Source organism: Rhizobium glycinendophyticum (assembly GCF_006443685.1).
GTDB classification, from domain to species: Bacteria; Pseudomonadota; Alphaproteobacteria; order Rhizobiales; family Rhizobiaceae; genus Allorhizobium; species Allorhizobium glycinendophyticum.
The window spans coordinates 1,076,463-1,100,369 of record NZ_VFYP01000001.1; the positions used below are offsets into that span (position 1 = coordinate 1,076,463).

The 23,907-nt window shown below is 62.3% G+C and carries 25 protein-coding genes; 13 read left to right on the forward strand and 12 right to left on the reverse strand.

From position 1 onward, the window contains the following. Positions 1-164: 164 nt before the first annotated feature. Entirely contained in the window at positions 165-911 is a 747-nt protein-coding gene (locus tag FJQ55_RS05185; RefSeq protein WP_140826614.1) for a phosphoadenylyl-sulfate reductase, read from the reverse strand. A gap of 276 nt (positions 912-1,187) precedes the next feature. On the opposite strand from FJQ55_RS05185, the gene FJQ55_RS05190 reads away from it, so the two are divergent. Beyond that, the gene (locus tag FJQ55_RS05190; RefSeq protein ID WP_140826615.1) at positions 1,188-1,559 is read left to right on the forward strand and encodes a hypothetical protein; all 372 of its coding nucleotides are present in this window, start codon (positions 1,188-1,190) and stop codon (positions 1,557-1,559) included. Here the strand turns inward: FJQ55_RS05190 and FJQ55_RS05195 are convergent. Continuing rightward, positions 1,543-2,223, reverse strand: a complete 681-nt coding sequence (locus FJQ55_RS05195) for a DUF2161 domain-containing phosphodiesterase (RefSeq protein ID WP_140826616.1) — start codon at positions 2,221-2,223, stop codon at positions 1,543-1,545. The genes FJQ55_RS05190 and FJQ55_RS05195 overlap by 17 nt on opposite strands. Positions 2,224-2,378: 155 nt before the next feature. Between FJQ55_RS05195 and FJQ55_RS05200 the strand changes: the two genes are divergently transcribed. After that, a complete protein-coding gene (locus FJQ55_RS05200; RefSeq protein ID WP_140826617.1) occupies positions 2,379-2,624 on the forward strand; it encodes an Ada metal-binding domain-containing protein in 246 nt (81 codons plus the stop codon). Positions 2,625-2,635: 11 nt separating this feature from the next. Here FJQ55_RS05200 and FJQ55_RS05205 read toward each other — a convergent pair whose 3' ends face one another. The 3 genes from FJQ55_RS05205 to FJQ55_RS05215 form a co-directional block, all read right to left on the reverse strand. Next, positions 2,636-3,946, reverse strand: a complete 1,311-nt coding sequence (locus tag FJQ55_RS05205; protein WP_140826618.1) for a TRAP transporter large permease — start codon at positions 3,944-3,946, stop codon at positions 2,636-2,638. After that, positions 3,946-4,485 carry a TRAP transporter small permease gene (locus tag FJQ55_RS05210; protein ID WP_140826619.1) on the reverse strand — a complete coding sequence of 180 codons (540 nt, stop codon included), beginning with the start codon at positions 4,483-4,485 and terminating at the stop codon, positions 3,946-3,948. The genes FJQ55_RS05205 and FJQ55_RS05210 overlap by 1 nt, the downstream gene beginning before the upstream one ends. A gap of 74 nt (positions 4,486-4,559) precedes the next feature. Next, positions 4,560-5,594, reverse strand: a complete 1,035-nt coding sequence (locus FJQ55_RS05215) for a TRAP transporter substrate-binding protein (RefSeq protein ID WP_140826620.1) — start codon at positions 5,592-5,594, stop codon at positions 4,560-4,562. Positions 5,595-5,942: 348 nt separating this feature from the next. On the opposite strand from FJQ55_RS05215, the gene FJQ55_RS05220 reads away from it, so the two are divergent. From FJQ55_RS05220 to FJQ55_RS23635, 3 genes are all read left to right on the forward strand, one after another. Beyond that, a complete protein-coding gene (locus FJQ55_RS05220; protein WP_140826621.1) occupies positions 5,943-7,082 on the forward strand; it encodes an alpha/beta hydrolase in 1,140 nt (379 codons plus the stop codon). A gap of 205 nt (positions 7,083-7,287) precedes the next feature. Beyond that, on the forward strand, positions 7,288-8,121 hold the full coding sequence (locus FJQ55_RS05225; protein ID WP_140826622.1) for a hypothetical protein: 834 nt from the start codon (positions 7,288-7,290) through the stop codon (positions 8,119-8,121). 138 nt (positions 8,122-8,259) lie between these two features. After that, entirely contained in the window at positions 8,260-8,904 is a 645-nt protein-coding gene (locus FJQ55_RS23635) for a hypothetical protein (RefSeq protein WP_246085025.1), read from the forward strand. Here the strand turns inward: FJQ55_RS23635 and betA are convergent. From betA to betI, 3 genes are all read right to left on the reverse strand, one after another. Further along, entirely contained in the window at positions 8,859-10,511 is a 1,653-nt protein-coding gene (gene betA, locus FJQ55_RS05235) for a choline dehydrogenase (protein WP_140826623.1), read from the reverse strand. The genes FJQ55_RS23635 and betA overlap by 46 nt on opposite strands. A gap of 228 nt (positions 10,512-10,739) precedes the next feature. Further along, a complete protein-coding gene (gene betB / locus FJQ55_RS05240; protein ID WP_140826624.1) occupies positions 10,740-12,203 on the reverse strand; it encodes a betaine-aldehyde dehydrogenase in 1,464 nt (487 codons plus the stop codon). Between the two features lie 106 nt (positions 12,204-12,309). Beyond that, positions 12,310-12,942 carry a transcriptional regulator BetI gene (betI, locus tag FJQ55_RS05245; protein WP_140826625.1) on the reverse strand — a complete coding sequence of 211 codons (633 nt, stop codon included), beginning with the start codon at positions 12,940-12,942 and terminating at the stop codon, positions 12,310-12,312. A 114-nt stretch (positions 12,943-13,056) separates the two neighbouring features. On the opposite strand from betI, the gene FJQ55_RS23945 reads away from it, so the two are divergent. After that, on the forward strand, positions 13,057-13,299 hold the full coding sequence (locus tag FJQ55_RS23945) for a pYEATS domain-containing protein (RefSeq protein WP_425467526.1): 243 nt from the start codon (positions 13,057-13,059) through the stop codon (positions 13,297-13,299). Between the two features lie 53 nt (positions 13,300-13,352). Beyond that, complete coding sequence (locus FJQ55_RS05250; protein ID WP_140826626.1) at positions 13,353-15,155, forward strand: bifunctional diguanylate cyclase/phosphodiesterase; 1,803 nt, start codon at positions 13,353-13,355, stop codon at positions 15,153-15,155. Positions 15,156-15,361: 206 nt separating this feature from the next. On the opposite strand, the gene FJQ55_RS05255 is transcribed toward FJQ55_RS05250, so the two are convergent. Beyond that, a complete protein-coding gene (locus FJQ55_RS05255; protein ID WP_161596946.1) occupies positions 15,362-15,877 on the reverse strand; it encodes a type II toxin-antitoxin system PemK/MazF family toxin in 516 nt (171 codons plus the stop codon). A 291-nt stretch (positions 15,878-16,168) separates the two neighbouring features. Here FJQ55_RS05255 and FJQ55_RS05260 point away from each other — a divergent pair, with 291 nt between their 5' ends. Both FJQ55_RS05260 and FJQ55_RS05265 read left to right on the forward strand, forming a co-directional pair. Continuing rightward, positions 16,169-16,642, forward strand: coding sequence for a GNAT family N-acetyltransferase (locus FJQ55_RS05260; RefSeq protein ID WP_140826628.1), 474 nt, complete (start codon positions 16,169-16,171; stop codon positions 16,640-16,642). A gap of 111 nt (positions 16,643-16,753) precedes the next feature. Continuing rightward, positions 16,754-17,773 (forward strand): NAD(P)H-quinone oxidoreductase, encoded by a 1,020-nt coding sequence (locus FJQ55_RS05265; protein ID WP_167507687.1) that lies wholly within the window; start codon positions 16,754-16,756, stop codon positions 17,771-17,773. Between the two features lie 42 nt (positions 17,774-17,815). Here the strand turns inward: FJQ55_RS05265 and FJQ55_RS05270 are convergent, their stop codons facing one another. After that, on the reverse strand, positions 17,816-18,973 hold the full coding sequence (locus tag FJQ55_RS05270; protein WP_140826629.1) for a GGDEF domain-containing protein: 1,158 nt from the start codon (positions 18,971-18,973) through the stop codon (positions 17,816-17,818). 237 nt (positions 18,974-19,210) lie between these two features. Here FJQ55_RS05270 and FJQ55_RS05275 point away from each other — a divergent pair, with 237 nt between their 5' ends. The 3 genes from FJQ55_RS05275 to FJQ55_RS05285 all read left to right on the forward strand — a co-directional run bounded on the left by FJQ55_RS05275 (position 19,211) and on the right by FJQ55_RS05285 (position 22,067). After that, complete coding sequence (locus FJQ55_RS05275; protein ID WP_208758203.1) at positions 19,211-19,822, forward strand: DUF1349 domain-containing protein; 612 nt, start codon at positions 19,211-19,213, stop codon at positions 19,820-19,822. Positions 19,823-19,956: 134 nt separating this feature from the next. Continuing rightward, the gene (locus FJQ55_RS05280) at positions 19,957-21,264 is read left to right on the forward strand and encodes a hypothetical protein (RefSeq protein ID WP_140826630.1); all 1,308 of its coding nucleotides are present in this window, start codon (positions 19,957-19,959) and stop codon (positions 21,262-21,264) included. A 62-nt stretch (positions 21,265-21,326) separates the two neighbouring features. Then, complete coding sequence (locus FJQ55_RS05285) at positions 21,327-22,067, forward strand: COG3904 family protein (protein ID WP_140829099.1); 741 nt, start codon at positions 21,327-21,329, stop codon at positions 22,065-22,067. A gap of 24 nt (positions 22,068-22,091) precedes the next feature. On the opposite strand, the gene FJQ55_RS05290 is transcribed toward FJQ55_RS05285, so the two are convergent. Next, positions 22,092-22,472 carry a VOC family protein gene (locus tag FJQ55_RS05290; RefSeq protein WP_140826631.1) on the reverse strand — a complete coding sequence of 127 codons (381 nt, stop codon included), beginning with the start codon at positions 22,470-22,472 and terminating at the stop codon, positions 22,092-22,094. 136 nt (positions 22,473-22,608) lie between these two features. Continuing rightward, a complete protein-coding gene (locus tag FJQ55_RS05295; RefSeq protein ID WP_140826632.1) occupies positions 22,609-22,914 on the reverse strand; it encodes a hypothetical protein in 306 nt (101 codons plus the stop codon). A gap of 182 nt (positions 22,915-23,096) precedes the next feature. Here FJQ55_RS05295 and FJQ55_RS05300 point away from each other — a divergent pair, with 182 nt between their 5' ends. Further along, positions 23,097-23,615 (forward strand): hypothetical protein, encoded by a 519-nt coding sequence (locus FJQ55_RS05300; RefSeq protein WP_140826633.1) that lies wholly within the window; start codon positions 23,097-23,099, stop codon positions 23,613-23,615. Positions 23,616-23,907: the final 292 nt, after the last annotated feature.

Below are 23,907 nucleotides of genomic sequence, written 5' to 3' on the forward strand. Positions count from 1 at the left end.
TGGCACCCCCCTCTGCCTGCCGGCATCTCCCCCACAAGGGGGAGACTGGAACCCGCTTTCCTCGCGCCCAATCCAGGCAGGGGTGGCGGGTGGCTGGCGCCCCGCTCTCCCCTTGGGAGGGAGATGTCACAAAGTGACAGAGGGGGGTGAATTTTCGCTCCAATTCAAGCCGGCGTCGGCACCAGAGACGTCGCCGCCTCCGGCACATGCAACCCGCATTCGCGCTTCTCGTCGTTTTCCCACCACCAGCGACCGGCGCGCTCCGGCTCGCCCGGCTTGATGGCGCGCGTACAGGGCTCGCAACCGATCGAGGGATAGCCCCGCTTGTGCAGCGGATTGGTCGGCACGCTCTCGGCCTCGACATAGGCGTTTACATCATCGATGGACCAGTCGGCCAGTGGGTTCACCTTGATCAGGTCGCGCTCGGCATCATACTCGGCAAAGGGGGTGCTCGCCCGATTGCCCGACTGCGAGCGGCGCAAGCCCGTGACCCAGAAGCGCGCGCCGGACAGCGCTTCCGCCAGCGGCACCAGCTTGCGCACATGACAGCAAGCATGGCGGGCTTCGACGCTTTCGTAGAAACCGTTCAGGCCATACTTTGCCGCATAGGCATCGATGTCGTCGGGCTTGGGATAGAATCGCTTGATGGAAATCCCGAAGCGCTCTTCGGTCTCGGCGATCAGATCGACGGTTTCCTTGAAAAGCCGCCCGGTCTCGAGCGTGGACACCTCGACCGGCAGGCCGTTCCACCCGATCGCCGCGGTGATCACCTGGTCTTCGATCCCGAGCGAGGTGGTGAACACGGCCCGGCCTTCGAGGCCCGCGACCAGTCTGAGACGCGCGCTCAGATCGAGTTCGGCGAGCTGGGCATCCAGAGAAGCTGCAAATGCGGCGGCATTGGAAATGGACATCACATGGGTTCCTGCTGATTGTGCCGGAGTATGCCCGAAAGCGCCGCTGCAAAACAGAAATCGCCTTTCACGGGCTTCGGGCTGAAGAGCATATCTCACTAAGGAGTGCGACATATGCGCGATAAAGTCCCGCGTCACAGCCGGGACGTCACGAGGGAGGGGCGGATTTGCCTCCGCTGAAACCCGTACTCCCCCGATTTGGGAGCACGATCATGCTCTTTGCAGTTTTCGTGGGCGGTGGCATAGTTGCCACGCTAAAAAGGGGGAACTGAAATCATGCCTACTTTGTCGATCTGGTATTTTCGAACCGCTATCCTGTTTCTCATCGCCGGCATCTGTGTCGGTCTCTACATGTCGATCACGCATCAATTCGAAGGCACAGGCGCCCATGCCCATATCAACCTGCTTGGCTGGGTGACCATGTCGATTTTCGGCATCTACTATGCGCTCAACCCGGCCCAGGCCGAGAGCCGCATCGCCAGGATCCAGTACATGGTCTACACGCTCGGCATCCTGGTAATGGGCCCGTCGCTGTTCCTGATGCTGACCGGCACCACCGCGCTCGAGCCCGTGGTGGCGGTGTCGTCGCTGGTGACCTTTGCCGGCGTCTTGCTGTTTGCGGTGATCCTGTTCACGCGGAAGGCTTGAACGAAGGGGCGGCGGCAGTCTGCTGCCACCGCTCCAGCGCATCATGCCCCGCCGCCGTCAACCCGTAGACACCGCGCTCCACCCGCTCGAACCAGCCATAGACATTGCCCTGCAATATCTTGGCCGCCTCGGGAACGGTCGCCCGGATGTCACGAACCTTGAGCGGTCCCGATGCCAGGAGCGATGCACAACCGAGCGCCTGCTGGCGATAGGCGGTCATCAGCGGCGTGCGCGTGCTGCCGCCGACGGCGGGATCGCCTTTGCGCTTCTGGTGTTCGCGCATCAGCCGTGAGCGGCGCTTCGGATTGGTCCGGGGCATCGGCGTCACCGAGCCGACAATGACGCTGACGGCGCCATTGTCGGCGATGCCGAGCATGCCGAAGCCGAGCCGGCGGCAGAGGTCGCGGTACCGCCGGTCGGCCTCGCGCCCCTTGCCCTTCGCCGACACCCGCGCCGCGATCCACACCTCGTCTGCAACGGCGGCGCGGTCGACGGCCTGCAGGATCAGTTCGAGGTTGAAGCTGAGCTTCAGTTCGCAGATGACCACGACGGAGGGGTCGCCCTCGCTCACGCCCACCACGTCGCAGCCACCGACTTCACCCTTGACGGTATAGCCGGCCTTTTCGAGGAAGCCTTTGACCGGCAGATAGAGCGACGTTTCCATGGGCCTCGAATTCGGTTGTGCGGACGGCTGATACCTACAGCGCTTCCTCTGCGCCCGTCATCCGAAAAAGGTGTCGCTGACCCCGGCAAGAAGCGGGTGGCCTTCTATGCCTTGGCCGGTCATCCTCCTGCCTATTGTGTTCTAAGGAGGCCCGCATGAGCACCGATCCGACTGAAAATCTCCGCTGGAAGGCTATCCAGAACCGCGACCGATCGATGGACGGCGTCTTCGTCTACTGCGTCCGCTCCACCGGCATCGTCTGCCGCCCGTCCTGTCCCTCGCGTCCGGCCCGGGCAGAAAACGTCGTCTTCCACGAAACGGTCGAAGCCGCCCGTGAAGGCGGCTTCCGTCCCTGTCTGCGCTGCCGTCCCGATAAGCCGGAGACCTGGGTGAAATCCTGAACGATCTTCTCTCACACCAGAAACACCGAGATGATCGGAAACGCCGTCAAAAGCACGATGCGCAGGAGATCGGCGGTCACGAAGGGCACGATCGCTTTGTAGGTCTCGCGGATCGGGACATCGCGCGCCATGGCCGAGATGATGAAGAGGTTGAGCCCCACCGGCGGCGTGATCATGCCGATCTCGGCCACCATCAGCACCAGAATGCCGAACCAGATGGCGAAATGCTCCGGGCTCATGCCGAAATCCATCGCGGTGACGATCGGGAAGAAGATCGGAATGGTCAAGACGATCATGGAGAGCGAATCCATGATGCAGCCGAAGATGATGTAAAGGATCAGGATGATGATCAGCACGGTCATCGGCGCAAACCCCTGCGCCGTCACCCATTCCGCGCCCACCTGCGGCAGGCGGGAAAAGGCGAGGAAGGAGTTGAACACCGAGGCGCCGAGGATGATGAAGAAGATCATGCCGGTGGAAACCGCCGTCTCCTTGAAGCAGTCGAACAGCGATTTGCGATCGAGCCCGCCATTGACGAAGGCGACGAGCCCGGCGCCTGCCGCCCCGATCGCAGCCGCCTGCGTCGGCGTGAACCAGCCCAGATAGATGCCACCGACCACGAGGAAGAAGATCGCGACGACCGGCCAGACAGCGATCAGCGCCGGTACGCGGTCTTTCCATGGGATGCGCGCCGCCTGACCGGCCGAAGCCGGGTTCAACCGCACATAGATGGCAATGACGGTGAGATAAGACAGTGCTGCGATGATGCCCGGCACGAAGGCGGCCAGGAACAGCTTGGCGATGTTCTGCTCGGCCAAGATCGCATAGATGACCAGCACGACCGAGGGCGGAATAAGAATTCCGAGCGTGCCGCCGGCAGCGAGCGTCGCGGTCGCGAGCCCGCCGGCATAGCCGTTGCGCTTCAGTTCCGGCAGCGCCACCTGCGCCATGGTCGCGGCCGTCGCCAGGGACGAGCCGCAGATCGAGCCGAAGCCGGCACAGGCGCCGACGGCGGCCATGGCGACGCCGCCCTTGCGATGGCCGAGAAAGGCGGCCGCCGCATTGAACAGCGACTGGCTCATGCCGCCACGCGCCGCAAACTGGCCCATCAGCAGGAAGAGCGGGATGATCGATAGCGAATAGTTCGCATTGGTGTTCCAGGCCAGCACCTTCATCTGGGCAAGGATCGGCGTCCATTTGCCGAGCACGAGATAGGTGCCGACAACGCCGGTGCCGAGCATGGCAGCCCCGATCGGCACGCGCAGAAAAATGAGCAGGATGAGAATTGGAAAGGACCAGAGACCGATTTCGATGCTGCTCATCAATGGGCTCCGAGCGATGCGACGATGGTGCGACGATCGCGGATGTCGCGGATGTCGGCGAAAATGATGAAGAGGCAGACGAAGAGATTGGCAATCAGCAGCACAGCACCCACGGCAAAGCCCCACCACACGGGAAAGAGCAGCAGCGGCGTCGTCTCACCATTGCCGAACTTGTCGAGCGTGCCGATGACGTGCCGCCAGGTGACCAGGCCAATCAGCACTGCGATGATCCCGTCGCCGATCAGCTGCGTCCAGTTCATCGCTTTCGGTCCAAAGGCCGAGATCAGGATGTCGACACCGACATGACCACGCTTCAGCTGGCAATAGGGCAGGAAGGCAAAGACCGCGAGCCCGCATAGGATCTCGACCACCTCGATTTCGCCCGGCAACGGCCGGATTGCCAAACCGCCGACAATGGATAGTGCGGTGAGCGCGCTCGCAACGACGAGACAGAGCCCGCCGAAGGCAACGAGCGCTTGGGCAAGGGTATAAGTGGCCCTTTCAAAACGATGAAAGAGGGTGGAGGTGGGCAGGTCCATCAGGTCGTCCTCGACAGTCCGGATAAAAAAGTCCGGGCGCTCCCGACAGGACGCCCGGACGAAGGTGAGGGAACTTACTTGCTGTATTGAGCGATCAGGGCGGTGGCGTCCTTGTAGAGGCCGGTGCCGTCAAGGCCCTTGGCGTCCATATCGGCGATCCACGCCTTGGTGACGGCCTCGCCGGCGGCTTTCCAGCGTGCCGTCTCCGTCTCGTCCAGCACGAAGGTGCTGTTGCCGGCCTTGTCCGCCAGATCCTTGCCGCGTACGTCGCCTGCGTCCATCGCCTTGCCGAAGAGGCGTGCGAGTTCGCGGCCGGAATTGTCGTCGATCACCTTCTTCAAGTCGTCGGGCAGGGCCTCGTAGCTGTCCTTGTTCATCGCAAAGACGAAGGTGCCGGTGTAGAGGCCGGTGCTGCCGGAAAAGGCGGTGTGGTTCGGCGCCAGTTCCGCGATCTTGATCGCCGGCGTCACTTCCCAGGGAACGACCGAGCCGTCGATGACGCTCTTCGACAGGCTTTCCGGCACGGCCGTCACCGGCATGCCGACGGCCGAAGCCCCCATCGCCTCCAGCATCTGGTTGACCACCTTGGATGTGCCGCGCAGCTTCAGCCCCTTCATGTCCTCAAGCGATTTCACCGGCTTGGCGGCAATCGTGTGAATGAGGCCCGGGCCATGCGTGTGCACGGCCAGCACATGATAGTCGGCCAGTTCGTCCTTCAGATGTTTGTCGGCATAGTCCTGGAAGGCAACCGAAGTCGCCTCCGCCGTCGTCACCATGAAGGGAAGCTCGAAGGCCTCGGACTTCGGGAAGCGGCCGGGCGTGTAACCGAACAGTGTCCAGGTGAGATCGACCACGCCGTCCTTGACCTGGTCCACCAGATCCGCCGGCTTTCCGCCGAGCTGCATCGCCGGATAGAGCTCGACCTCGATGCGCCCGCCGGACTCGGCTTTGATCTTGTCTGCCCAGGGCTGCAGAACCTTGGCCGGGATGGTCGCCTGCGGCGGCAGCATCTGGTGCAGCTTCAGCGTGACGTCTGCCGCATTGGCGGTAAAGGCGGTGACGGAAAGGGCAATCCCGGACAGGCCGGCAAGCAGGAAATGGCGCAACATGGTCTCCTCCCAGAAACGATCGAAAGACGGAATGAAATCGCCACATCGGTCATCCGCACCACCGACGACGCTGAAACGTCTTTGCCGGCCGGTGACCTTGTCCGGCTCCTCTCAGCCGACGATTTCTCCCCTGATGGTTATGGTTACAGAACAGCTTGTCCCGCGCAAATAATAATGTGGCGGGAAATCATAACCCACTGGGTATGTTTAAACCCTTCTGCCCAGGTCGTCCCAATGCTGGAACCGTGTGCCCAACCGCTCTTGGCGAATGGCCTCCGCCGCTTTATAGCTCCCCCTCGGCCGTCATGACGATGGCTCGCGCTGCCAGACAGCATGAGGATATACTGCATGAAGCGTCCCCCATCCGCTCTGTATCCGTCGCGCAGGGTTTCACTGCTGGCAGTGTGCCTGATCGCCGGGCAGGTGCTGACGGCTTGTGCCGGTCGTCCGGGACCTGAGACCCTGTCCTCGGTGACCTTGACCGATTTCGAGCCAAAGCGGGTGGAAACGCTCTATTCCGTCACCACGCGGAATCGCAGCGAGCCAGGCAAAAACGTCTTCGGCTTTGACAAGACACTGGAGCCCAATTACGCCCGTTTCGACATTTCCATTCCGCCGAACCACAAGCCGGCCAATATCGAATGGCCGAAGCGCAAGACGGTTGATCCGCGCACCGATTTCGCCGTGTTGTCGCAGGCGGTGCTGCAAAGGGAGGATCTGCTGCAAGCCGTGCGTGCGCCGAAGGCTGCGGTCCCCGTCGTCTTCGTGCATGGCTACAACTACAATTTCCAGGAAGCGCTCTACCGTCTCGCGCAGTTGAATACCGATAGCAGTGTCGACGGTATACCGATCGTCTTCTCCTGGCCGTCCTTCGCCGCCTTGCCCGCCTATGTCGCCGACAAGGAAGCCGCCGCCTATTCCCGCGATGCGCTGGCCCGGCTGATGGCCGACCTCGTCACCGCGCGCAAGGGTGAGGTCGACGTCTTCGCCCACTCCATGGGTGGATGGCTGACCGTCGAGGCCCTGCGCCAGCTGAAGCTCGAAGGCAGAACCGACGTGCTGAACCGGCTGCGGGTGATCATGGCGGCCCCCGATATCGACGCCGACGTCTTCACGGCACAGCTCGATGTCATCGGCCGCATGCACATTCCGATCGTCATCCTCGTGGCCGCCGACGACCGTGCCCTTCAGGTCTCCAGCCTGCTTGGCGCAGGCACCCAGCGTGTCGGTGCTCTGGATGTGCGTGATCCCGACGTGGCCGCAGCGGCAAAGAAGGCCGGCGTGACCATTGTCGACATTTCCTCGCTGGAATCGGCGGACGCGACCAATCACAACCGCTTCTTCGATGTGAAGCAACTCTCCAGTGCCCTGAGCAAACCGGCAGCGAGTGCTTCCCTTGGTGACGCCGGTGCCTTCGTCTTCGATGCGGCAGCGAGAACCATCTCCAGCCCGTTCTCGCTGGCGGCAACGGTCTTGCGCCAGCGCTGATCCCACTCTCGGTGGAAGGCCTGTCGCCTTCCATCGGATTTTGGCTGCGCAACGAGGGGGGCGGAAGCGAAAATCACGTCCGCAATCTCCGATTTGTCCCCTCATAGGGCAATTGAACATGTGCGTTACGAACTCCTTTACCCGCACATGTCAGAAGTCCATTTTATTCGACATATCTAATTCACTGCGCGGAGTGCTCGCGATCATGGCAGCTTTCCCCTTCGGTTCGCCAGAGCCTCGCACCTGCCCTGGCCGCGCCAATCCCACAAGGCTGGAGCAGAGCCACTCACAGCCCGCCTCCTTCGGCGCATTGGGCTTTCTAGTTCTTTTCACCGCCGTTTGCAGCTTGTCAGCATCGGTGCAGGCCGCCTCCGAGGTGCGGTCGAACCTGCCTCAGGACAATATCCTCGTTCCGGACGATGACAGTATGAATGGGGTCGTCTTCGTCCTCTCCGATGCCAATGGCTGGGACGTGATGGAGCAGACCGCGCTGGACGCTGCGGCCTTGAGTGGTGCGATTGCCGTGGGCGTCGATCTGCGCCGTTGGCGGGCAGCACTCTCGCGCGAGACGGAACGAGACTGTCTCTTCCTGCCGGCTGAGATCGAGCATCTGGCCCACCAACTCCGCACCCGGACCAATGCGAGCAGCGACCATCCGCCCCGCATCGTGGGTTTCGGCGAAGGCGCGGCCCTGGCGCTCGCCATTGTGGCCCAGACGCCGAACGGCAGTTTCGCCCAGACGATCGGCGAGACCCTGGCGGTCGATCCGACTGAGGCGGTCGCCCTGCCGAAACGGCTCTGCATGACAGCCTCGCAACAGGAAACCGACCGCGGCTATGTCTATGATCTGAGCTCCGGCGCCTTGCCCAATCCGGTGCGCATCGTCCTCTCCGCCTCGGCCGATCCGCGCGGCCGTGCGCATGCCGAAGCCCTGAAGCGCAGCCACCCGGACATTGTGCTCTCAACCTCTCCCGGCGGGCCGGCCCGCGCCCTCGCTGTCGAGACGACCGCCCTGGCAGCCAGGCTAGGCACGGACTAGGCGGCAGCAGGCGTGACGCAGGTCTAAGCACGCCTGGCGCAGCAGTTCATCGCCTGCATCCCCACCTACCGAGCCCGCGCCTTATCGCGCGCCGATTTTCGGCCAAGATCGGCCAGTGCCAAGCCAAGGAGCCCGGCCATGAACGACACAGTCAAACCCGCCGTCGTCGATGAAGAAGATTTCCACGCCGCCGCCGAAAGTGTGTTGCGCGACGGCGAGACCGTGGCCGATCTGATTGATCGATCGATCGATCGATCGATCGGCGAGGCCGGAGGTGGAATATCGACGCGAACAGGCGGAGTTTATTGCAAGGGGGCTGGCCGCGCGCAAACACATGGCTCGCACTGGCATTTCCTACAAAACCGAAGAAGTGCTTGCCATGATGCGAGAGATCCGCGACGAGGCGAAGGCGAAGGCCGCGAAATCGCGATGAGCCGAAAGCTGCATTATTCCGAAAGCTTCTTTCGCGGCATGCAGCGCTATTATCGGCAACTGGCCGGCATCAATCCATTAGCGGCCGACAAGGCCTACGACGCAGTGCCCCACCACCTCGAAACTCTCGTCGACTTCCCGATGATTGGTCGACGCATCCATTTGATGACGAGACAATCATGGTGCGTGAACTCCTCGTACCTTTTGACAGGCGGGTTACGTCGTCTTGTTCGAAGTCGTGAACGACGAGCCCCTCTCAATCCTCGCCATTCGCCACCAGCGCGAAGACGACTACCGCTAAACTCCTACCGGTCGCTCGTCTCCCAGCGCGGATTGATCCACGGCTCCTGATTGGAGCGGGGCAGGGGCTGCCGGCCGAGAATATGATCCGCCGCCTTTTCCCCCGTCATGATCGAGGGACCGTTGAGGTTGCCATAGGTCACATGCGGGAAGATCGACGAGTCCGCCACCCGCAACCTCTCGACGCCGATGACCTTCGTGGTCGGATCAACGACCGCCATCGGATCATCCGCGCGACCCATCTTGCAGGTGCCGCAGGGGTGATAGGCGCCTTCCAGATGCTCTCGCAGATAGGCATCGATCTCCTCGTCCGACTGCACATTTGGCCCGGGCGCCACCTCGACCTCGCGATAGGGATCGAAGGCCTTCTGGGCGAAGATCTCGCGGGTGACACGCACAGCATGGCGGAACTTCACCCAGTCCTCCGGATCGCTCATATAGTTGAAGCGCAGAACCGGCGTGTCCTTCACATCGGGCGAGCGCAGCGTCACCGAGCCGCGCGACTTCGAGATGTTGTAGCCGACATGCGCCTGGAAACCATGGCCACCGACCGCCGACTTGCCGTCATAGGAGATCGCGATCGGCAGGAAATGATACTGGATGTCGGGCCATTTGACGCCCGCCGCCGAGCGAATGAAGGCCGCCGCCTCGAACTGGTTGGAGGTGCCGAGACCCTTCTTGAAGAACAGCCACTGCGCGCCGACGATCCCCATCCAGAACCAGTTGTTCTTCGAATGCAGCGTGATCGGCAGCTTCGACTTGAACTGGTGGTAATATTCCAGGTGATCCTGCAGGTTCTGCCCGACGCCCGGACGATCCGCCACGACGGGAATGCCCATCTCCTGTAGATGCGCGGCGGGACCGATGCCCGAGAGCATCAGGATCTTCGGCGAGTTGAAGGCCGAGGCCGCAACGATCACCTCGCGGTTCGCCTTCACCACGTCGATCTTGCCGCCGATCTCCACCTCGACGCCGACGGCGCGGGTGCCTTCCATCACGACCTTGCGGGCATAACAGCGGATCAGCGAAACATTCGGCCGTTTCAGGGCGGGCTTGAGATAGGCATTCGCCGTCGACCAGCGCCGCCCCTGCCAGCTCGTCTGCTCCATCAGGCCGAAACCCTCCTGCTGACGGCCGTTATAGTCCTCCGTCACCGGGAACCCGGCCTGCCGCCCGGCCTCGATAAAGGCGCGGTAGAGCGGGTTCTTCACCTCGCCGCGCCGCACATGCAGCGGCCCGTTCGTGCCGCGCCAGCCCTCTTCGCCGCCATGCGAACTTTCCTGCCGCTTGAAATAGGGCAGCACATCCGCATAACCCCAGCCGGTAGCCCCCATCTCCTCCCAGCGGTTGAAATCCTCAGCGTGGCCGCGCACATAGACCATGCCGTTGATCGACGAGGACCCGCCCACGACCTTGCCACGCGGCGCAATCATCCGGCGATTGTTGAGATGCGGCTCGGGCTCGGTCATATAGCCCCAGTTATACCGGTCCATGTTCATCGGATAGGCAAGGGCCGCCGGCATCTGCACGAAGGGACCGATATCGGAGCCGCCGAATTCCAGCACGATGACGGTGTTCTTCCCGTCCTCCGACAGCCGGTAAGCCATGGCGGCACCCGCCGAGCCGGAACCGATGATGACGAAATCTGCGCTTTTCATGCCTATCCCCAAAACAATCTTGCCCTAGTGCGCCGTTCAGCTCTCGTCATAGTCCCCTCAAGAGGAGAGCGGACCGCGCGACGGCGGCGTCTCAACACCCTCCCCTTGAGGGGGAGGGTCGGCACGCAGTGCCGGGGTGGGGTGATCCCTAGGAATGGACAACCTCATAACCGTCACCCCCACCCGCGCGTGCCGCGCGACCTCCCCCCTCAAGGGGGAGGTGAAATCTCAATACGGCGCCTCGCACTTGCCCATGCCGACATAAATCGTCTTCAGCTCGGAATAATGCTCCAGCGCCGCTGCCGAATTTTCGCGGCCAAAGCCGGACTGCTTGGACCCGCCGAATGGAATTTCGACCGGGCAGAGATTGTAGGTGTTGATCCAGAGCGTGCCGGCTTCCAGCTGGTCGACCACGCGGTGGGCGCGGGAGAAATCGGCGGTGAACACACCGGCCGAGAGACCGAATTCCGTCGCGTTTGCCCGCGCGATCACCTCTGCCTCATCCTCGAAATCGAGCACGCACATCACGGGCCCAAAAATCTCTTCGCGGGCGATCGTCATGTCGTCGGTGACATCGGCAAAGACGGTCGGCTGGATGTAGAAACCTTCGCCGGTGACACTGTTCGGAATACCGCCGCCGGTCACAAGCGTCGCGCCCTCCGCCTTGCCCTTGTCGATATAGGACAGGACCTTCTCGCGCTGCGCGAGGGAGACCATCGGCCCCATCTGCGTCGCCTCGTCCTGCGGATCGCCGATCACGATCGCCTCGGTGCGGGCCTTCAGCCGCGACAGGAAGGTCTCCTTGATCGCCTTGTGCACGAAGACGCGCGTGCCGTTCGAGCAGACCTGGCCGGTCGAATAGAAATTGCCGAGCATGGCGCCCGAAATCGCGCTGTCGATATCGGCATCGTCAAAAACGACGATCGGCGATTTGCCGCCGAGTTCCATCGTCACATGCTTGAGCTGGCTAGCAGCCGCCCCCGCCACCTTGCGCCCCGTCGGCACGGAGCCGGTCAGCGACACCTTGGCCACATCGGGATGGCTGACGAGCAGCGGCCCGGTCTCGCGATCGCCCTGGATGACATTGTAAACACCCTTCGGTGCACCGGCCTCGATCAGGATCTCGGCGACTTTCAAGGCGCCGAGCGGCGTCACTTCCGACGGCTTGAACACGATCGCATTGCCGGCGGCGAGCGCCGGTGCGCCCTTCCAGCAGGCGATCTGCTGCGGATAGTTCCAGGCGCCGATGCCGACGACGACGCCGAGCGGCACGCGCTTGGTATAGGCCCAGTCGCCGCCCAGCGGGATCTGGCTGCCGTTCATCGCAGTCGCAATGATGCCGCCGAAGAATTCGAAACTGTCGGCGCCGGACGTCGGGTCGGCAACGATCGTTTCCTGGATCGGCTTGCCGGTGTCGAGCGTCTCGAGCTCGGACAGCTCGCGGTTGCGCTCGCGCATGATCTCGGCTGCCTTCTTCAACACGCGACCCCGTGCGGTTGGGCTCCAGGAGGCCCATTCCTTCTGCGCCCGCTTGGCCGATGCAATCGCCTTTTCGATGATCGCGGGCGTTGCCGCATGTAGCCTGGCGATCACCTCGCCGGTCGCCGGATAGATGCTCTCGATGACGGTGCCGGCGGTATCCTCGACATATGCCCCGTCGATGAAATGCGAGGCTTGCGGTTGAGCTTTCATGTCCTGTCTCCAGACGGGTGGTTTCTCTCCACCTCCCCCTTGAGGGGGGAGGTCGCCGCAAAGCGGCGGGTGGGGGTGATCTTGGTCTCTGGCAATACGGTCGTCGTCACGGCTCACCCCACCCCGTGCCTGCGGTCCGACCCTCCGCCTCAAGGGGAGGGTGGGCGGCGAGCTGCCCCGTCACATAATCCTCGACCAATGCGACAGAGGCCTCGATCGACAGGGGCGCAGCCTTCAGAGACTGCCGGATATAGAGCCCGTCGATCATCGCCGCAGCGCCATCGGCAATCCGCCCCGCGTCGAAAGCCCCGCAGAGCGGCCTCAAGCCGGACATCAGATTGGAATGCAGCCGCCGCGTATAGACGACGAGCAATCGGCGCACCTCTTCCGATCGTTGCGCCTCCGAATAGAAGGCAAGCCAGGCAGCAACGACTTTCGGCGCGAACTGATCGGCCTGGAAGGAGACGCGGATGACGGCGGATATCCGCGCGCGCGGCGTCTCCGCCTGGCTGAGCGCAATGACAGCATCGGCCCTCAGTTGCCTCAGCAAGGTGCGGATGGTCTCGATCAGCAGCTGATCCTTCGAGCCGAAATAGTGATGCGCGAGTGCTGCCGACACACCGGCCTCACGGGCGATCTGGGACATGGTCACGGTCAGCGAGCCGTGATGGCCGATCGTCTTCAGCGCGGCATCGACGAGCGCCTTGCGGCGCACTGGCTCCATTCCGACCTTCGGCATGTCATTCCCCTTTGATTATTGCCAAGATAAGTTTGATTGACTGATCAATCAACAAAAATTCTGCGCCTCGGTGCGCGGCACCGATGAACCGCGCAGCCACAGGGTCCGCGTCTTCTGCATCCTACGTTCCCCAGTCCTGAGTTAACGGTAAATCCTATGAATGGCATCGCCTCCCTGGATGCGCCCGCCTATGGCGGCTTCACCGTTGGCGCCCGGATCGAAGGCACGAAAACCCTTCTGGAGATTGATATTGCGCGCGCTGACGGGGCGCCGCAGATCATCCGCCAACTTGGATATTTCTGCAGTCCCGTCCCGAAACTTTCATCGAACTGTCACATCCGGGAAAGGCTTTCTTGACGATTGCTTGCCACGATCTCGCCATAAAAAACAAAGGTATATTGGAGAAGATCATGGCATTGGGGGCGGTCGAAGAGGGCGCAGTTGTGCGCCGGTTCGCCAACGATCAACTGCTGACACTGGCGAAGCTGGTTGTCGAAAATGCCCTCCAGCCGATAGTCGAAGTCGGCACCGGCGCCGTCTTCGGTTATGAGAGCCTGCTGCGCGGCCATGATCGCCTCGGCTTTCAGAGCCCGCTCGATCTTCTCGATCAGGCCGCCGAAACCGGCCATCTGCTCGCCCTCGAACAGATGGTTGCCAGCCGCGCACTGGCCAAGTTCGCCACCTTGCCGGATCGTGCCGGTGCAACCCTTTTTCTCAATCTTGATGTCCGGCTGATCCCCGAGGGCAATGCGCTCGTCGACACACTGCTCGACCAGCTGCGCAAGGCGCAGATCCCGCCATCCTCTGTCTGCTTCGAACTCTCCGAGCGCTTCGACAACACCCGTGTGCCGGAATTCGCCGCCCTGGTCGAGCGCCTGCGCCGCTCCGGCTTCAAGCTCGCCATCGACGATTTTGGGGTCGGTCATGGCGAGATGAAGCTGCTCTGCGATTTCCCCGTTGATTATGTGAAAGTCGACCGTCACTTCATCTCGGGCCTCGACAGCAATCCGCGCAAGCGCCATCTGGTCAAGAACATCGTCAATTTCTGCCATGTGCTCGGCGTGCGCGTCATTGCCGAGGGCATCGAGACCGAGGGAGAATTCATCGCCTGCCGGGAATTCGGCGTCGATCTTGTCCAGGGCTGGTTCATCGCCCGCCCGACCACGCTGACATCAGAGCTGAAAAGCGCGTTTCCGCATCTTCAGGATGTCGGCAAGGTCCGCCGCTCCACCCAGTCGCTCGACGAGATCCTCATCCGCCGCCAGATCGAAACCCTGCCGACAGTCTACGAACACGAAAACATCGAACATGTCTTCGATCTCTTCCGCCGCAATCCCGGCCAGACCTTCTTCCCCGTCCTGAACGCCAATGGCGAGCCGCGCGGCATCATCAACGAGCGCCATCTGAAGGAATACATCTATCAGCCCTTCGGCCGCGACCTGTTGAAGAACAAGCTCTACGAACGTTCGATCTCGCAATTCGTCGACCGCGCCCCGATCGTCGGTCTCGATGCCGATGCCGAGCGCCTGATGACGATCTTCGCCAATATGGAAGGCTCCGACTGCGTCATCCTGACGGAAAACATGCGTTATGCCGGCATCGTCTCCGCCGCCTCGCTGATCCGCATCATCAACGAGAAGCAACTGAAGACCGCCCAGGACCAGAACCCGCTGACCGGACTTCCGGGTAACCGCGCCATCGGCGATTTCATCCAGGACGCAGCCCGCGACGGTGATGCATCGCGCTTCTTCTGCTATTGCGACTTCGACCACTTCAAGCCGTTCAACGACCACTACGGCTTCCACCACGGCGACCACGCCATTTCGCTCTTTGCCGCCCTCCTGCGTCGCTACTTCTTCTCCGAAGGGGATTTCCTTGGCCATGTCGGCGGCGACGATTTTTTCATCGGCGTGACCGACTGGACCCGAGAGGAACTGACCGAAATTCTCGACCGCCTGCTCTCGGATTTCCATGACGACGTGATCGACCTCTATTCCGAAGCCGACCGCCAGGCCGGCCGCATCAAGGGTCTCGATCGCCAGGGCTTGGTGCGCGATTTCCCATTGATGCGCTGCTCGATCGGCGTCATCGAACTGCCCCCCGGCCTCGTCATCGACGACGTCAACCGCATCAGCGCCGAGATCGCCGAATTGAAGAAGCAGGCGAAGGAAAGCGAGGAGGGGCTGGTGATCGGGGTGTTTGGGGCAGCGTGAGGAGGGGGCGTGCCGGCTAGACCGCCGATAAATGAGCTCACGCGCAGTAATGCATAAAACGCCGTCCGCTAAAACGACCAAAGCCACCCGTGCGGGTGGCTTGGCTTATGAGTCTCCTTTCGGAGAGACGGCGACCTTTCGGCCCCGCATGTCTGATTTTTATACTGCTCGTGCGGTGTTCCGTCAAGCAAGAGGGACCTACGGCCTCATCGAGCCGGCTTCTCCTCTATCCTTATCGTGATCGTGTCCATCGTCTCGGCAAGGGAACCAGACGGTGTCTCCACGGTCCTGGTCGTCTCTACCTCTGTCACAGTCACAATGGGGGCAGACACCCAGCCGGCGATGGTGGCGTGAGCTTTCCGCAGGATAGCCGTCAACTCGTCTCCCTTCACCCTCGGTGGTGTGGTGGACACGTTGTCGAGACGACTGGTCGCGATCGTCGTCAGGTGGTCGCAAATGACCCAAGTACGCTTGTTATCGATCTTGCTTTGCACCTCGGCGCTCAACTCTATCGCGTTGATGTTGGACGCGTTGTCCTCGTCCGTCGTCATCGGAAGAATGGTCACTTTGCCGTGCAGGGTGGCGTTTCGGCTCACCCCGATCACGGGCCTTTTCTTCCAGAACTCGGGGATGTGGATTACCCCTTCGGGATGAAAGTCACACCAGTATATATTGCCGACCTTTGGTGCGGCCTTGATCCGGATCGGATATCTTGTAGCCACGCTTCTGCGCCCCTCAACGTGGCATTCAGCGAGCTGGATATGGCGATTTACTCGCAGTATCCGGGTCTCGTCGTCTGCCCAGCCCCAACGGAAGCTACCGCAACTGACTCAAGGTGGCCATACGTTGGGTGAAAGCTGTGCTCGAAGCATCCTTGGGTTGCTCAATTGCGGTCTTTCTGGAGGCGTTTACCCGGCCTGATTATTGTGGCTGAAGGGGTTTGCACTATAATCGGCTTGCTCGACCCACTGCTTGGCCGGACGTGAAGAAGAAGCTACCGCCAAAGGCCATTCATGCAGATCATCTTCGCCATGGAACCACCCGATCAACCCGCCATCGCGACCCTGCTTGCTCTCTCCGACGCCGTCGCCGCACGTCTCTATCCGGGCGCCTTTCGGCAGCCCCTGAACCCCGCCACCCTATCGCGCCCCGGCATCACCCTCTTCGTCGCCCGTGACACGAAAGGCCGAGCCCTCGGCTGTGCGGCCCTCCTTGATCTTGGCGATGGCACCGCGGAACTCAAGCGCATGATCGTCGACCCTGATCATGCGGGGCAGGGCGTCGGCCGCCATCTCGTCGCCGCCATTCTCCAATCCGCCCGGCAGCGCGCCATCCGCGCCGTGCTCCTCGAAGTCGGTATCCGCAATGTCGAGGCGCGCCGCCTTTACGAACGTGCCGGTTTCCGCAATCGCGGCCCCTTCGGCCGCTACGAACATACCCCAATCGCCACCTTCATGGAATGCACCCTCGCGCCGCAGCCGGACTGATCCCGATCGCCACCATTTGTCGCGGGCGGCAAAGGGCCTCCTTTTCATCGCATTTGAGAGGCTCTATGCCGGACCATCCTGCCTCTGTCATGTCTCCCAGGAGTGCCGATCATGTCCCAGCCCGCGACCTCGTCTCTGCCGTCCACCATGCGTTACGTCGATCTCCCCGCCCATGGCGGCCCGGAGGTGATGCGGCTCGCGACCGGCCCCCTGCCGCAGCCGCGCCCCGGCGAAATCCTGGTCCGGGTCGAGGCGGCGGGCGTCAATCGTCCGGATGTCGCCCAGCGCCAGGGCACCTATCCGCCGCCGAAGGATGCGAGCCCCGTGCTCGGGCTCGAGATTGCAGGCGAAGTGGTGGCTCTCGGCGAAGGCGTCACCGACGTTGAGATCGGCGCCCATATCTGCGCGCTCGCCAATGGCGGCGGTTATGCCGAATATTGCACGGTCCCCGCCACTCAGGCGCTGACCTTCCCCAAGGGCTATGACGCGGTCAAGGCGGCGGCCCTGCCGGAAACCTTCTTCACCGTCTGGGCCAATCTCTTCCAGATGGCAGGCCTGACGGAAGGCGAGACCGTCCTCATCCATGGCGGCTCCTCGGGCATCGGCACCACCGCCATCCAACTGGCCAAGGCTTTCGGCGCAACCGTCTACACCACCGCAGGTTCGGCGGAAAAATGCGCCGCCTGCATGGATCTCGGCGCGGCAAGAGCGATCAATTACAAGGCCGAGGATTTCGTCGAGATCATTAAGGAGGAAACCGGCGGCAAGGGAGTCGATGTCATCCTCGATATGATCGGGGCTTCCTATTTCGACCGCAACCTGCAGATCCTCGCGAAAGACGGCTGCCTCTCGATCATCGCCTTCCTCGGCGGCTCGACCGTCGAAAAGGCCAATCTCGCCCCGATCATGGTCAAGCGCCTGACCGTCACCGGCTCCACCATGCGCCCGCGCACGGCGGAGGAAAAACGCGCCATCCGCGATGAACTGCTGGCTGAAGTCTGGCCGCTGATCGAAAGCGGCGAAGTCGCCCCGGTCATCCACGCGGTCCTGCCCTTCGATCAGGTCGTCGAGGCGCACCGGCTGATGGAAAGCTCTGAACATATCGGCAAGATCGTCTTGAAACTGGGGTGAGGCGGGCGGCGCTGCAGACCGCCGGTCGCTTGACCAGCGCCGTCATGCCGCGGCGAAGAACTTCCCGAGGTTCGCCGTCGCCGGCATTTCGCGGTCGATCCCGCCGCCGTTTCGCTTGGCGCGGTAGGAGGCCTTGTCTGCCGTGACCATCATCTGGTCCAGATCCACAGATCCGCAAAGGGCCATCGTATAACCCAGGCTGATGCCGATGCGGATCTCCGTACCGGCAAGCGGGTAGGGCGCGCCGAGAAGGGCCACGATCCGGCGCGCCAGAGCGTCGGCATGGACGGGGTCGCGCACAGTGGGTTGAAGGATGACGAACTCGTCCCCGCCGATCCGTACCGCGATCTCGGGATGCTCCAGAGTGTCCCGCAGCCGCTCTGCAATCGCCCTCAGCAAGGCATCGCCCACCGCGTGCCCGAAGCGATCATTGATCTCCTTGAAGCCGTCGAGGTCGAAGCAGTGTACGCAGGTGAGCACATCGTCGGCCCTGCCAAGGGCCAGATAGGCCTCGCTCAGCGCCGTGCGGTTCAAAAGCCCTGTCAGCGGATCGTGCCGGGCCTGATGCTCCATCTCAAGAAAGAGGCGGATTTGCCTGACGGTCGTGCGATAGACATGCAGCATGCTCTGCATTGCAGCGACGAGGAAGATCACCGCCAGCAGACCCATGATCCAGTGGGCCGTATCGCCATAAACCAGGATCGCGACAGAGGCCGGCAAAGCGGCAAGCAGGATCGCGGTCGCCGCGATCAACGGCCGAACGGAGATCCTCACCGTCACCCCGGCGCAGTATCCGAAGGTCAGGGCCGCGGCGAGCATGTGGACCGAGAGGTCCCGGTAGGAAAAGGCTATGGTGGCGATGATCCCCACGCAGGCCGCAATGACAAAGATGAAAAGCCCCTGCACCTTTTCCCAGTAGGCCGCATCCGCAACCGTCGAGCGTTTCCTGGCATCCGCGCGTCGATGAGCCAGGGAAACCGCGATCTTGCCAAGGGAGGCGATGGCCCCGCCGATGGTGGCCATCAACAGCGGCGTATTGCCAAGGCTTTGATGGGCGAACAGCCCGACGGCAAGGATCGTGATCCCCATGATCGTCGTCGGGGTCAGCGTCGAGTGCAGCTCCGACACGAGCGTCTTGAACACCTCGTCCGTCTCTCTGTAGCGCACGCCAAAACCCTCACGCGGATGAGTAGGGGTCATCGAGGCCCCGGAACTGAGCGGATAATAGGGCGAGGGAGCTTAAGATTCGGTCAGGCCCAACGACGAAATCTGGTATCTAGATGGACGATGGCGTGTCGCGGGGGAGGCTGGTTTGGTCGGTCGTTCGACCACATGGTGGAGACGCGCCGGCGGATGGAGAATTTGCGGAAGGTTGTGTTGAAGATGGCGGTCGGAACGACGCACCCCCGCTATCCGGACGCGAAATTCTCTATCAGTATGTCACCCCGATCTCATCAGGAGCTGCGCGTGCAAAATTTGACAAATGGCCAGTGGCTGAACAGACCGCCAAGCGTCTCGGTTACGGATGACGAGCTGTGCATCACGACCGGCGCGAACACCGATTTCTGGCGCGAGACACACTATGGATTTGTCCGCGATACCGGGCATTTCTACGCCTTCGGGTCCGCCGATGGCTTCACTGCCCAGGTCCGCGTTCAAGCGCAATTCCAGCACCTCTACGACCAAGCGGGTCTCATGGTGCGGATCGACGAAAGTCGCTGGGTCAAGACGGGGATCGAGTTTTCCGACGGTCATGGACTGCTCGGTAGCGTATTGACCGATGGGGCATCGGACTGGGCAACGGGGCCGTTTGCAGGCGATCCATCGGATTTCTGGGTAAGGGTAACGGTCCAGGGCGGAGTATTAAGAATACAGGCATCTAGCGACGGCAGAGCTTGGCCACTGGTGCGTCTAAGCCCGTTCCCGAAATCGGAAACATATCTCGTCGGTCCGATGTGCTGTACGCCGGAACGGTCCGGTTTGCAGGTGCGGTTTACACAATGGCGCCTTGGCCCGGCCCTGGGAAAAGACCTCCACGATCTAAGTTAGCCCTTCAGGCGCGGCTTGATATCTTTGCGCTCGGACTGCCGTCCCCTCTTGGCAACCTTTCCGCACGTTCATCAGCCTTGATTCCGCCCCCTTCTTAAGCGCTTGTTAACGCTTCTTATCGGCTGGAGGTCTTCATGGCGCTTGGCGCTTCGCATCGTCTGCAGGATGGCGTCTTAGCCGTCGAAACCATGACCCGCTTTGCGCTCGCCGTGCTGGCGCTCGCCTCCGGCGTCTATACCTATCTCGGTGTGCGCAGCATTCTCGACGGTTCGGCCACATCAGTCTTCTTCGCCGCGATCATCTATTCGGTCTCCGTTTCGGTCGCCATCTATGCCTTCTGGTCCTACATGGCGCGCTTTTATCCGCATGTGACGGGCCCGGCGGCGCGTGGCGCGATGCTCGGCGTCATGGCGCTCGGCTGCGCCATGATCATCGCCATGTCGAGCTGGCTGAATGCGGCGGCTCTTGCCGGTTCGGCAGCACTCGAACAGCATCTCGCCGAAACGGTGGAGGATTACACCGCCGACCTTGACCAGGCCCATCAGAACGCGCTCGCCGCGCAAAGCCTGCTGCCCGATATCCAGCGCACCTCCGAACGCTTCGCCCGGCTCGCCGAAGACGAACGCCAGAACGGCGCGTTGACCGGCACCACCGGCTCCGGCAGCGTCGTACAGCTGCTCAGCCAGATGTCCGCCCAGCTGAAGGAGCTGGAAACCGGCATCACCGCCTCGCGCGAACGGGTCACGACCCTCTTCGATCAGGGCCGCGGCCACCTCGAAACCATGCGCAAGCTCGTCTCCGCCCCCGGTGCCATCGCGCCGCGCAGCGACGAGTTTTCAGCAGAAGTCGTGGCGCTCTCGGGCGTCATCACCTCGCTGGAACAGACCTCGATCGCCCCCTCGGTCAAGCGCGCGGCGGAAGACCTCTCGCTCGGCTTCATCGCCCCGGTCGCGGATGGCCAGGCGGCGGATCTCGCGAACCGCCAGGATCAGGTCATGCAGACCATCCGCGCCTCCGTTACCGCCCAGTCGCAGGTCCTGTCGCAGGCGGCAGACGACATTCTGGCACGCGAACCCGTGGCCGAGCGCCGCTTCGTGCCACTGTCATCCGCCGAAGCCGTGTTGCGCTATGCCGCCGATTTCATTCCCGCCTGGGCCGGCGCGATTTCCATCGATCTTCTGCCCGCCGTTCTCGTCTTCATCCTCGCCGTCGTGCATGGCGCGATCCGCCGCCAGGAAGAGCGTTTGCCCTTCGCCCAGCGCATCACCGCCGCCGAGCTTCTGGAAGCGCTCGAAGTCCAGCGCGCGATCAGCAGCCGGGGGATTGATGTCGAGCAGGCTCTCGATGCGGCCGAGGCTGAGGAGGGACGGGAGCGGACGGCGCCCAACATCACCAGCCTCGACATGGCGGCAAAGACGCCGCGCAAGGGGCCGCCCGCGTGAGACCCGCCGCTCTCTTTCCGCGCCTGAGAGACGCCTTTCTCACCGTCGATGACGGCCTCCTGATGCGCGGTGCCTTCTTCGGCCTGCTCGCCGCCGCCGGGGCCTTTCTCTTCGTCGACATCAGGGAAATGAGTCTCGAAAACGCAAGCCTTCCCGGCCATGACCCGATGATCACGGACGCACCCGTGCTGCCCCCGGCGCTGACGGACGGCGTGCCCCAGGCGCCGCCGGTCGAGCCGGAAAGCGCGCCCGAGGTGCTGCGCCAGCCCATGCGCTTCGACCTGCAGCCCGGCGGGCTCTTGAAGGCCGAGGGTTCGATCGATCTCGGCGCTGCCGATCGCTTCGCAGCCGAGATTGCCGCGCGCGGCGAATATGTGAAGGCCGTCTCGCTCAATTCCCCCGGCGGCTCGGTGGAGGATGCGCTCGCCATGTCGAAGCTGATCCGCGAAAAGGGCCTCGACACGCGCGTGGCAACAAAGGCACTCTGTGCCTCCTCCTGCCCGCTGGTCTTCGCCGGCGGCGTCGCCCGCGAGGCGGCGGAAAATGCCATTCTCGGCGTGCATCAGGTGTTCAACGGCAACGGCGATCAGCGACCCTCGCCGGAACAGGCCATGTCGGAGGCCCAGCGCACAACCGCCCGCATTGCCCGCCATCTCGACGAGATGGGCATCGCCGACGGTCTCTGGATCCACGCACTGGAAACGCCGCCCGACCGGCTCTATTACCTGACGCCGCAGGAAATGGCCGATTTCAAGCTGGTGACGACCCCCGTCGCCACAGCCAAGAAGACGGTGAAGAAATGACCGCCGCGCAAGGCGTGCAGCAGCTCACGCCTTCTGAGCGGGCAGGGACCGGGCCGTGAGCTTGTTGCCATCCGGGTCGCGCAGATAGGCGACGAACTGCCCGTTCGGCCTGAGCGTCGGTGGGCTCTCGATCGACCTGCCGCCAGTCTCGACCCCGGCGTCGTGCCAGGCGCGCACGTGTTCGGGGCTATCGGCCAGGATGCCGATCGTCCCGCCATTGGCCGCCGTTGCCGGCTTGCCGTCGATCGGCGTGGTGATCATCAGCCGCCCGCCCTTGTGGCTGTAGATCAGCCGCCCCCGCGCGTCCGTTTCTCCCGGTTCTCCGCCCAGCGCCGCGAAGGTGGCGTCGTAGAAGCGCTTCGACCGCTCAAGGTCGTTGCTGCCAATCATGATATGGGTGAACATGCTGGTCTCCGCGGACAAGGGGGCTCAAAGACAGGATCCGCAACCGCCGCAATGCCGGGCGGCTCGGGTTCATCCCGGACCGTTCCGGGTCGCGATCGATTGACAGGACCGCCGACAGTTCGGGTGTGGCGATAGCTCAGATCCCTGATCCATCCAGTTCCGCCTCGTCCTCGCCCTCCCAGGCCGGCGGGCGGGTCATGGCGTCCGAATCGACGCCCGGCAGGGGCATCCAGCATTTCAGCTCCGGTTCCGCATAGGCGATAATCGCGCCCGGCGTCGAATCCGAAGAGCGCCAGCCGTCGCTGCCATAGCGATCGCCCGCCGACCAGTAGACGAGATCGACGGCACCGGGACCCTGTTCGGACGGCCGGATCGTCACCAGAATACGGCTGCCGTCCCTCGGCGCCGACTGCATGCTCCGCCAGCGGATGGTGTCTTCCATGGTGTTCTCCTCCGTTGCGGGAGGAGTTTCGCCGTCGCACACTGGGTGGTCAACCCAAGAGTGGGAGGGCCTTGGTTGGACAGCATGTACAGTGGGCGCTTTGAAACTTTTCGTATTGGTTGCTTTGTGTTCTACATTTTACCTTTGATGGAAATGGGTCAGCGCCGTTTGGGATAGGGCAGATGAGTCAACGACTGACGACAGCCGTAAGAATGGGCGTTGGTGCCAGGCAGATTCTGAACAAGACGCGGACATTCCCGGACGGGGAGGCCGCGTATCCGTTCGGTCCGAATGGGGCGCATTTCGGTGTTGAGCCGATGCTTCTCGCCCTATCGATGGAATTAGCGCTGAAGGCTTGGTACGTTTTTGACCATGACAAAACAATGAAGCGCTGGACTCACGATCTGGCTGAGCTTTTCGACAGCTTAACCGAAGAAAGTCGGGATAAGCTCGATTCAACGTTCAAGGCTTCCGTTGCGCCGTTTCACCCCAGCGGTCTCTATGTTGACTATGGAATACGACATGTCCTCTTCCAGCATAATGATGCATTCGTCAGGTGGCGCTATCTGCATGAAAGAAGAGAGCCGAGATCCTTCCAGAGAAACGTGTTTGAGGCCACGCTAGAGATGGTCATCGCGGAGTTTGAAAAGCTTTACGGCACGGAGCGGGTGTGGCCGCCGCAACCGCCTCACAGAAGCTAAGTACGGGCCACTCAGTCGAAGCGTGCCCTGTCCCTTAAGTGGAGTCAGAATGTATTGGCTTCAGATTCTCCGGCATAGCCTAGCGCGATAGACCAGACGGCCAAAATCCGCGCGCGAACTATGGTCTCATCCCGCCGCAATGCAACACAATTATCCAAGCAATTTGTTACATAACGTGCCTTGTCGAATCCCGCACTCCACCCTACCTTTCAATCATCGGCAACGTAACGAAAGGAAGGTGATCCAATGTCTAATGAGATTTCGGTCTGCGTGTGTGACTTTGGAAAGGGTG

Coding starts and splice junctions, on each gene's coding strand:
- FJQ55_RS05185 (WP_140826614.1), bottom strand. CDS start 911: ATGTCCATTTCCAATGCCGCCGCATTTGCAGCTTCTCTGGATGCCCAG.
- FJQ55_RS05220 (WP_140826621.1), top strand. CDS start 5,943: ATGAAGCGTCCCCCATCCGCTCTGTATCCGTCGCGCAGGGTTTCACTG.
- FJQ55_RS05290 (WP_140826631.1), bottom strand. CDS start 22,472: ATGTTCACCCATATCATGATTGGCAGCAACGACCTTGAGCGGTCGAAG.
- FJQ55_RS05265 (WP_167507687.1), top strand. CDS start 16,754: ATGTCCCAGCCCGCGACCTCGTCTCTGCCGTCCACCATGCGTTACGTC.
- FJQ55_RS23635 (WP_246085025.1), top strand. CDS start 8,260: ATGAACGACACAGTCAAACCCGCCGTCGTCGATGAAGAAGATTTCCAC.
- FJQ55_RS05250 (WP_140826626.1), top strand. CDS start 13,353: ATGGCATTGGGGGCGGTCGAAGAGGGCGCAGTTGTGCGCCGGTTCGCC.
- FJQ55_RS05295 (WP_140826632.1), bottom strand. CDS start 22,914: ATGGAAGACACCATCCGCTGGCGGAGCATGCAGTCGGCGCCGAGGGAC.
- FJQ55_RS05285 (WP_140829099.1), top strand. CDS start 21,327: ATGCGCGGTGCCTTCTTCGGCCTGCTCGCCGCCGCCGGGGCCTTTCTC.
- FJQ55_RS05190 (WP_140826615.1), top strand. CDS start 1,188: ATGCCTACTTTGTCGATCTGGTATTTTCGAACCGCTATCCTGTTTCTC.
- FJQ55_RS05280 (WP_140826630.1), top strand. CDS start 19,957: ATGGCGCTTGGCGCTTCGCATCGTCTGCAGGATGGCGTCTTAGCCGTC.
- FJQ55_RS05195 (WP_140826616.1), bottom strand. CDS start 2,223: ATGGAAACGTCGCTCTATCTGCCGGTCAAAGGCTTCCTCGAAAAGGCC.
- betA (WP_140826623.1), bottom strand. CDS start 10,511: ATGAAAAGCGCAGATTTCGTCATCATCGGTTCCGGCTCGGCGGGTGCC.
- FJQ55_RS05300 (WP_140826633.1), top strand. CDS start 23,097: ATGAGTCAACGACTGACGACAGCCGTAAGAATGGGCGTTGGTGCCAGG.
- FJQ55_RS05210 (WP_140826619.1), bottom strand. CDS start 4,485: ATGGACCTGCCCACCTCCACCCTCTTTCATCGTTTTGAAAGGGCCACT.
- FJQ55_RS05200 (WP_140826617.1), top strand. CDS start 2,379: ATGAGCACCGATCCGACTGAAAATCTCCGCTGGAAGGCTATCCAGAAC.
- FJQ55_RS05225 (WP_140826622.1), top strand. CDS start 7,288: ATGGCAGCTTTCCCCTTCGGTTCGCCAGAGCCTCGCACCTGCCCTGGC.
- FJQ55_RS05275 (WP_208758203.1), top strand. CDS start 19,211: ATGTCACCCCGATCTCATCAGGAGCTGCGCGTGCAAAATTTGACAAAT.
- FJQ55_RS05260 (WP_140826628.1), top strand. CDS start 16,169: ATGCAGATCATCTTCGCCATGGAACCACCCGATCAACCCGCCATCGCG.
- FJQ55_RS05215 (WP_140826620.1), bottom strand. CDS start 5,594: ATGTTGCGCCATTTCCTGCTTGCCGGCCTGTCCGGGATTGCCCTTTCC.
- FJQ55_RS05205 (WP_140826618.1), bottom strand. CDS start 3,946: ATGAGCAGCATCGAAATCGGTCTCTGGTCCTTTCCAATTCTCATCCTG.
- betB (WP_140826624.1), bottom strand. CDS start 12,203: ATGAAAGCTCAACCGCAAGCCTCGCATTTCATCGACGGGGCATATGTC.
- betI (WP_140826625.1), bottom strand. CDS start 12,942: ATGCCGAAGGTCGGAATGGAGCCAGTGCGCCGCAAGGCGCTCGTCGAT.
- FJQ55_RS05270 (WP_140826629.1), bottom strand. CDS start 18,973: ATGACCCCTACTCATCCGCGTGAGGGTTTTGGCGTGCGCTACAGAGAG.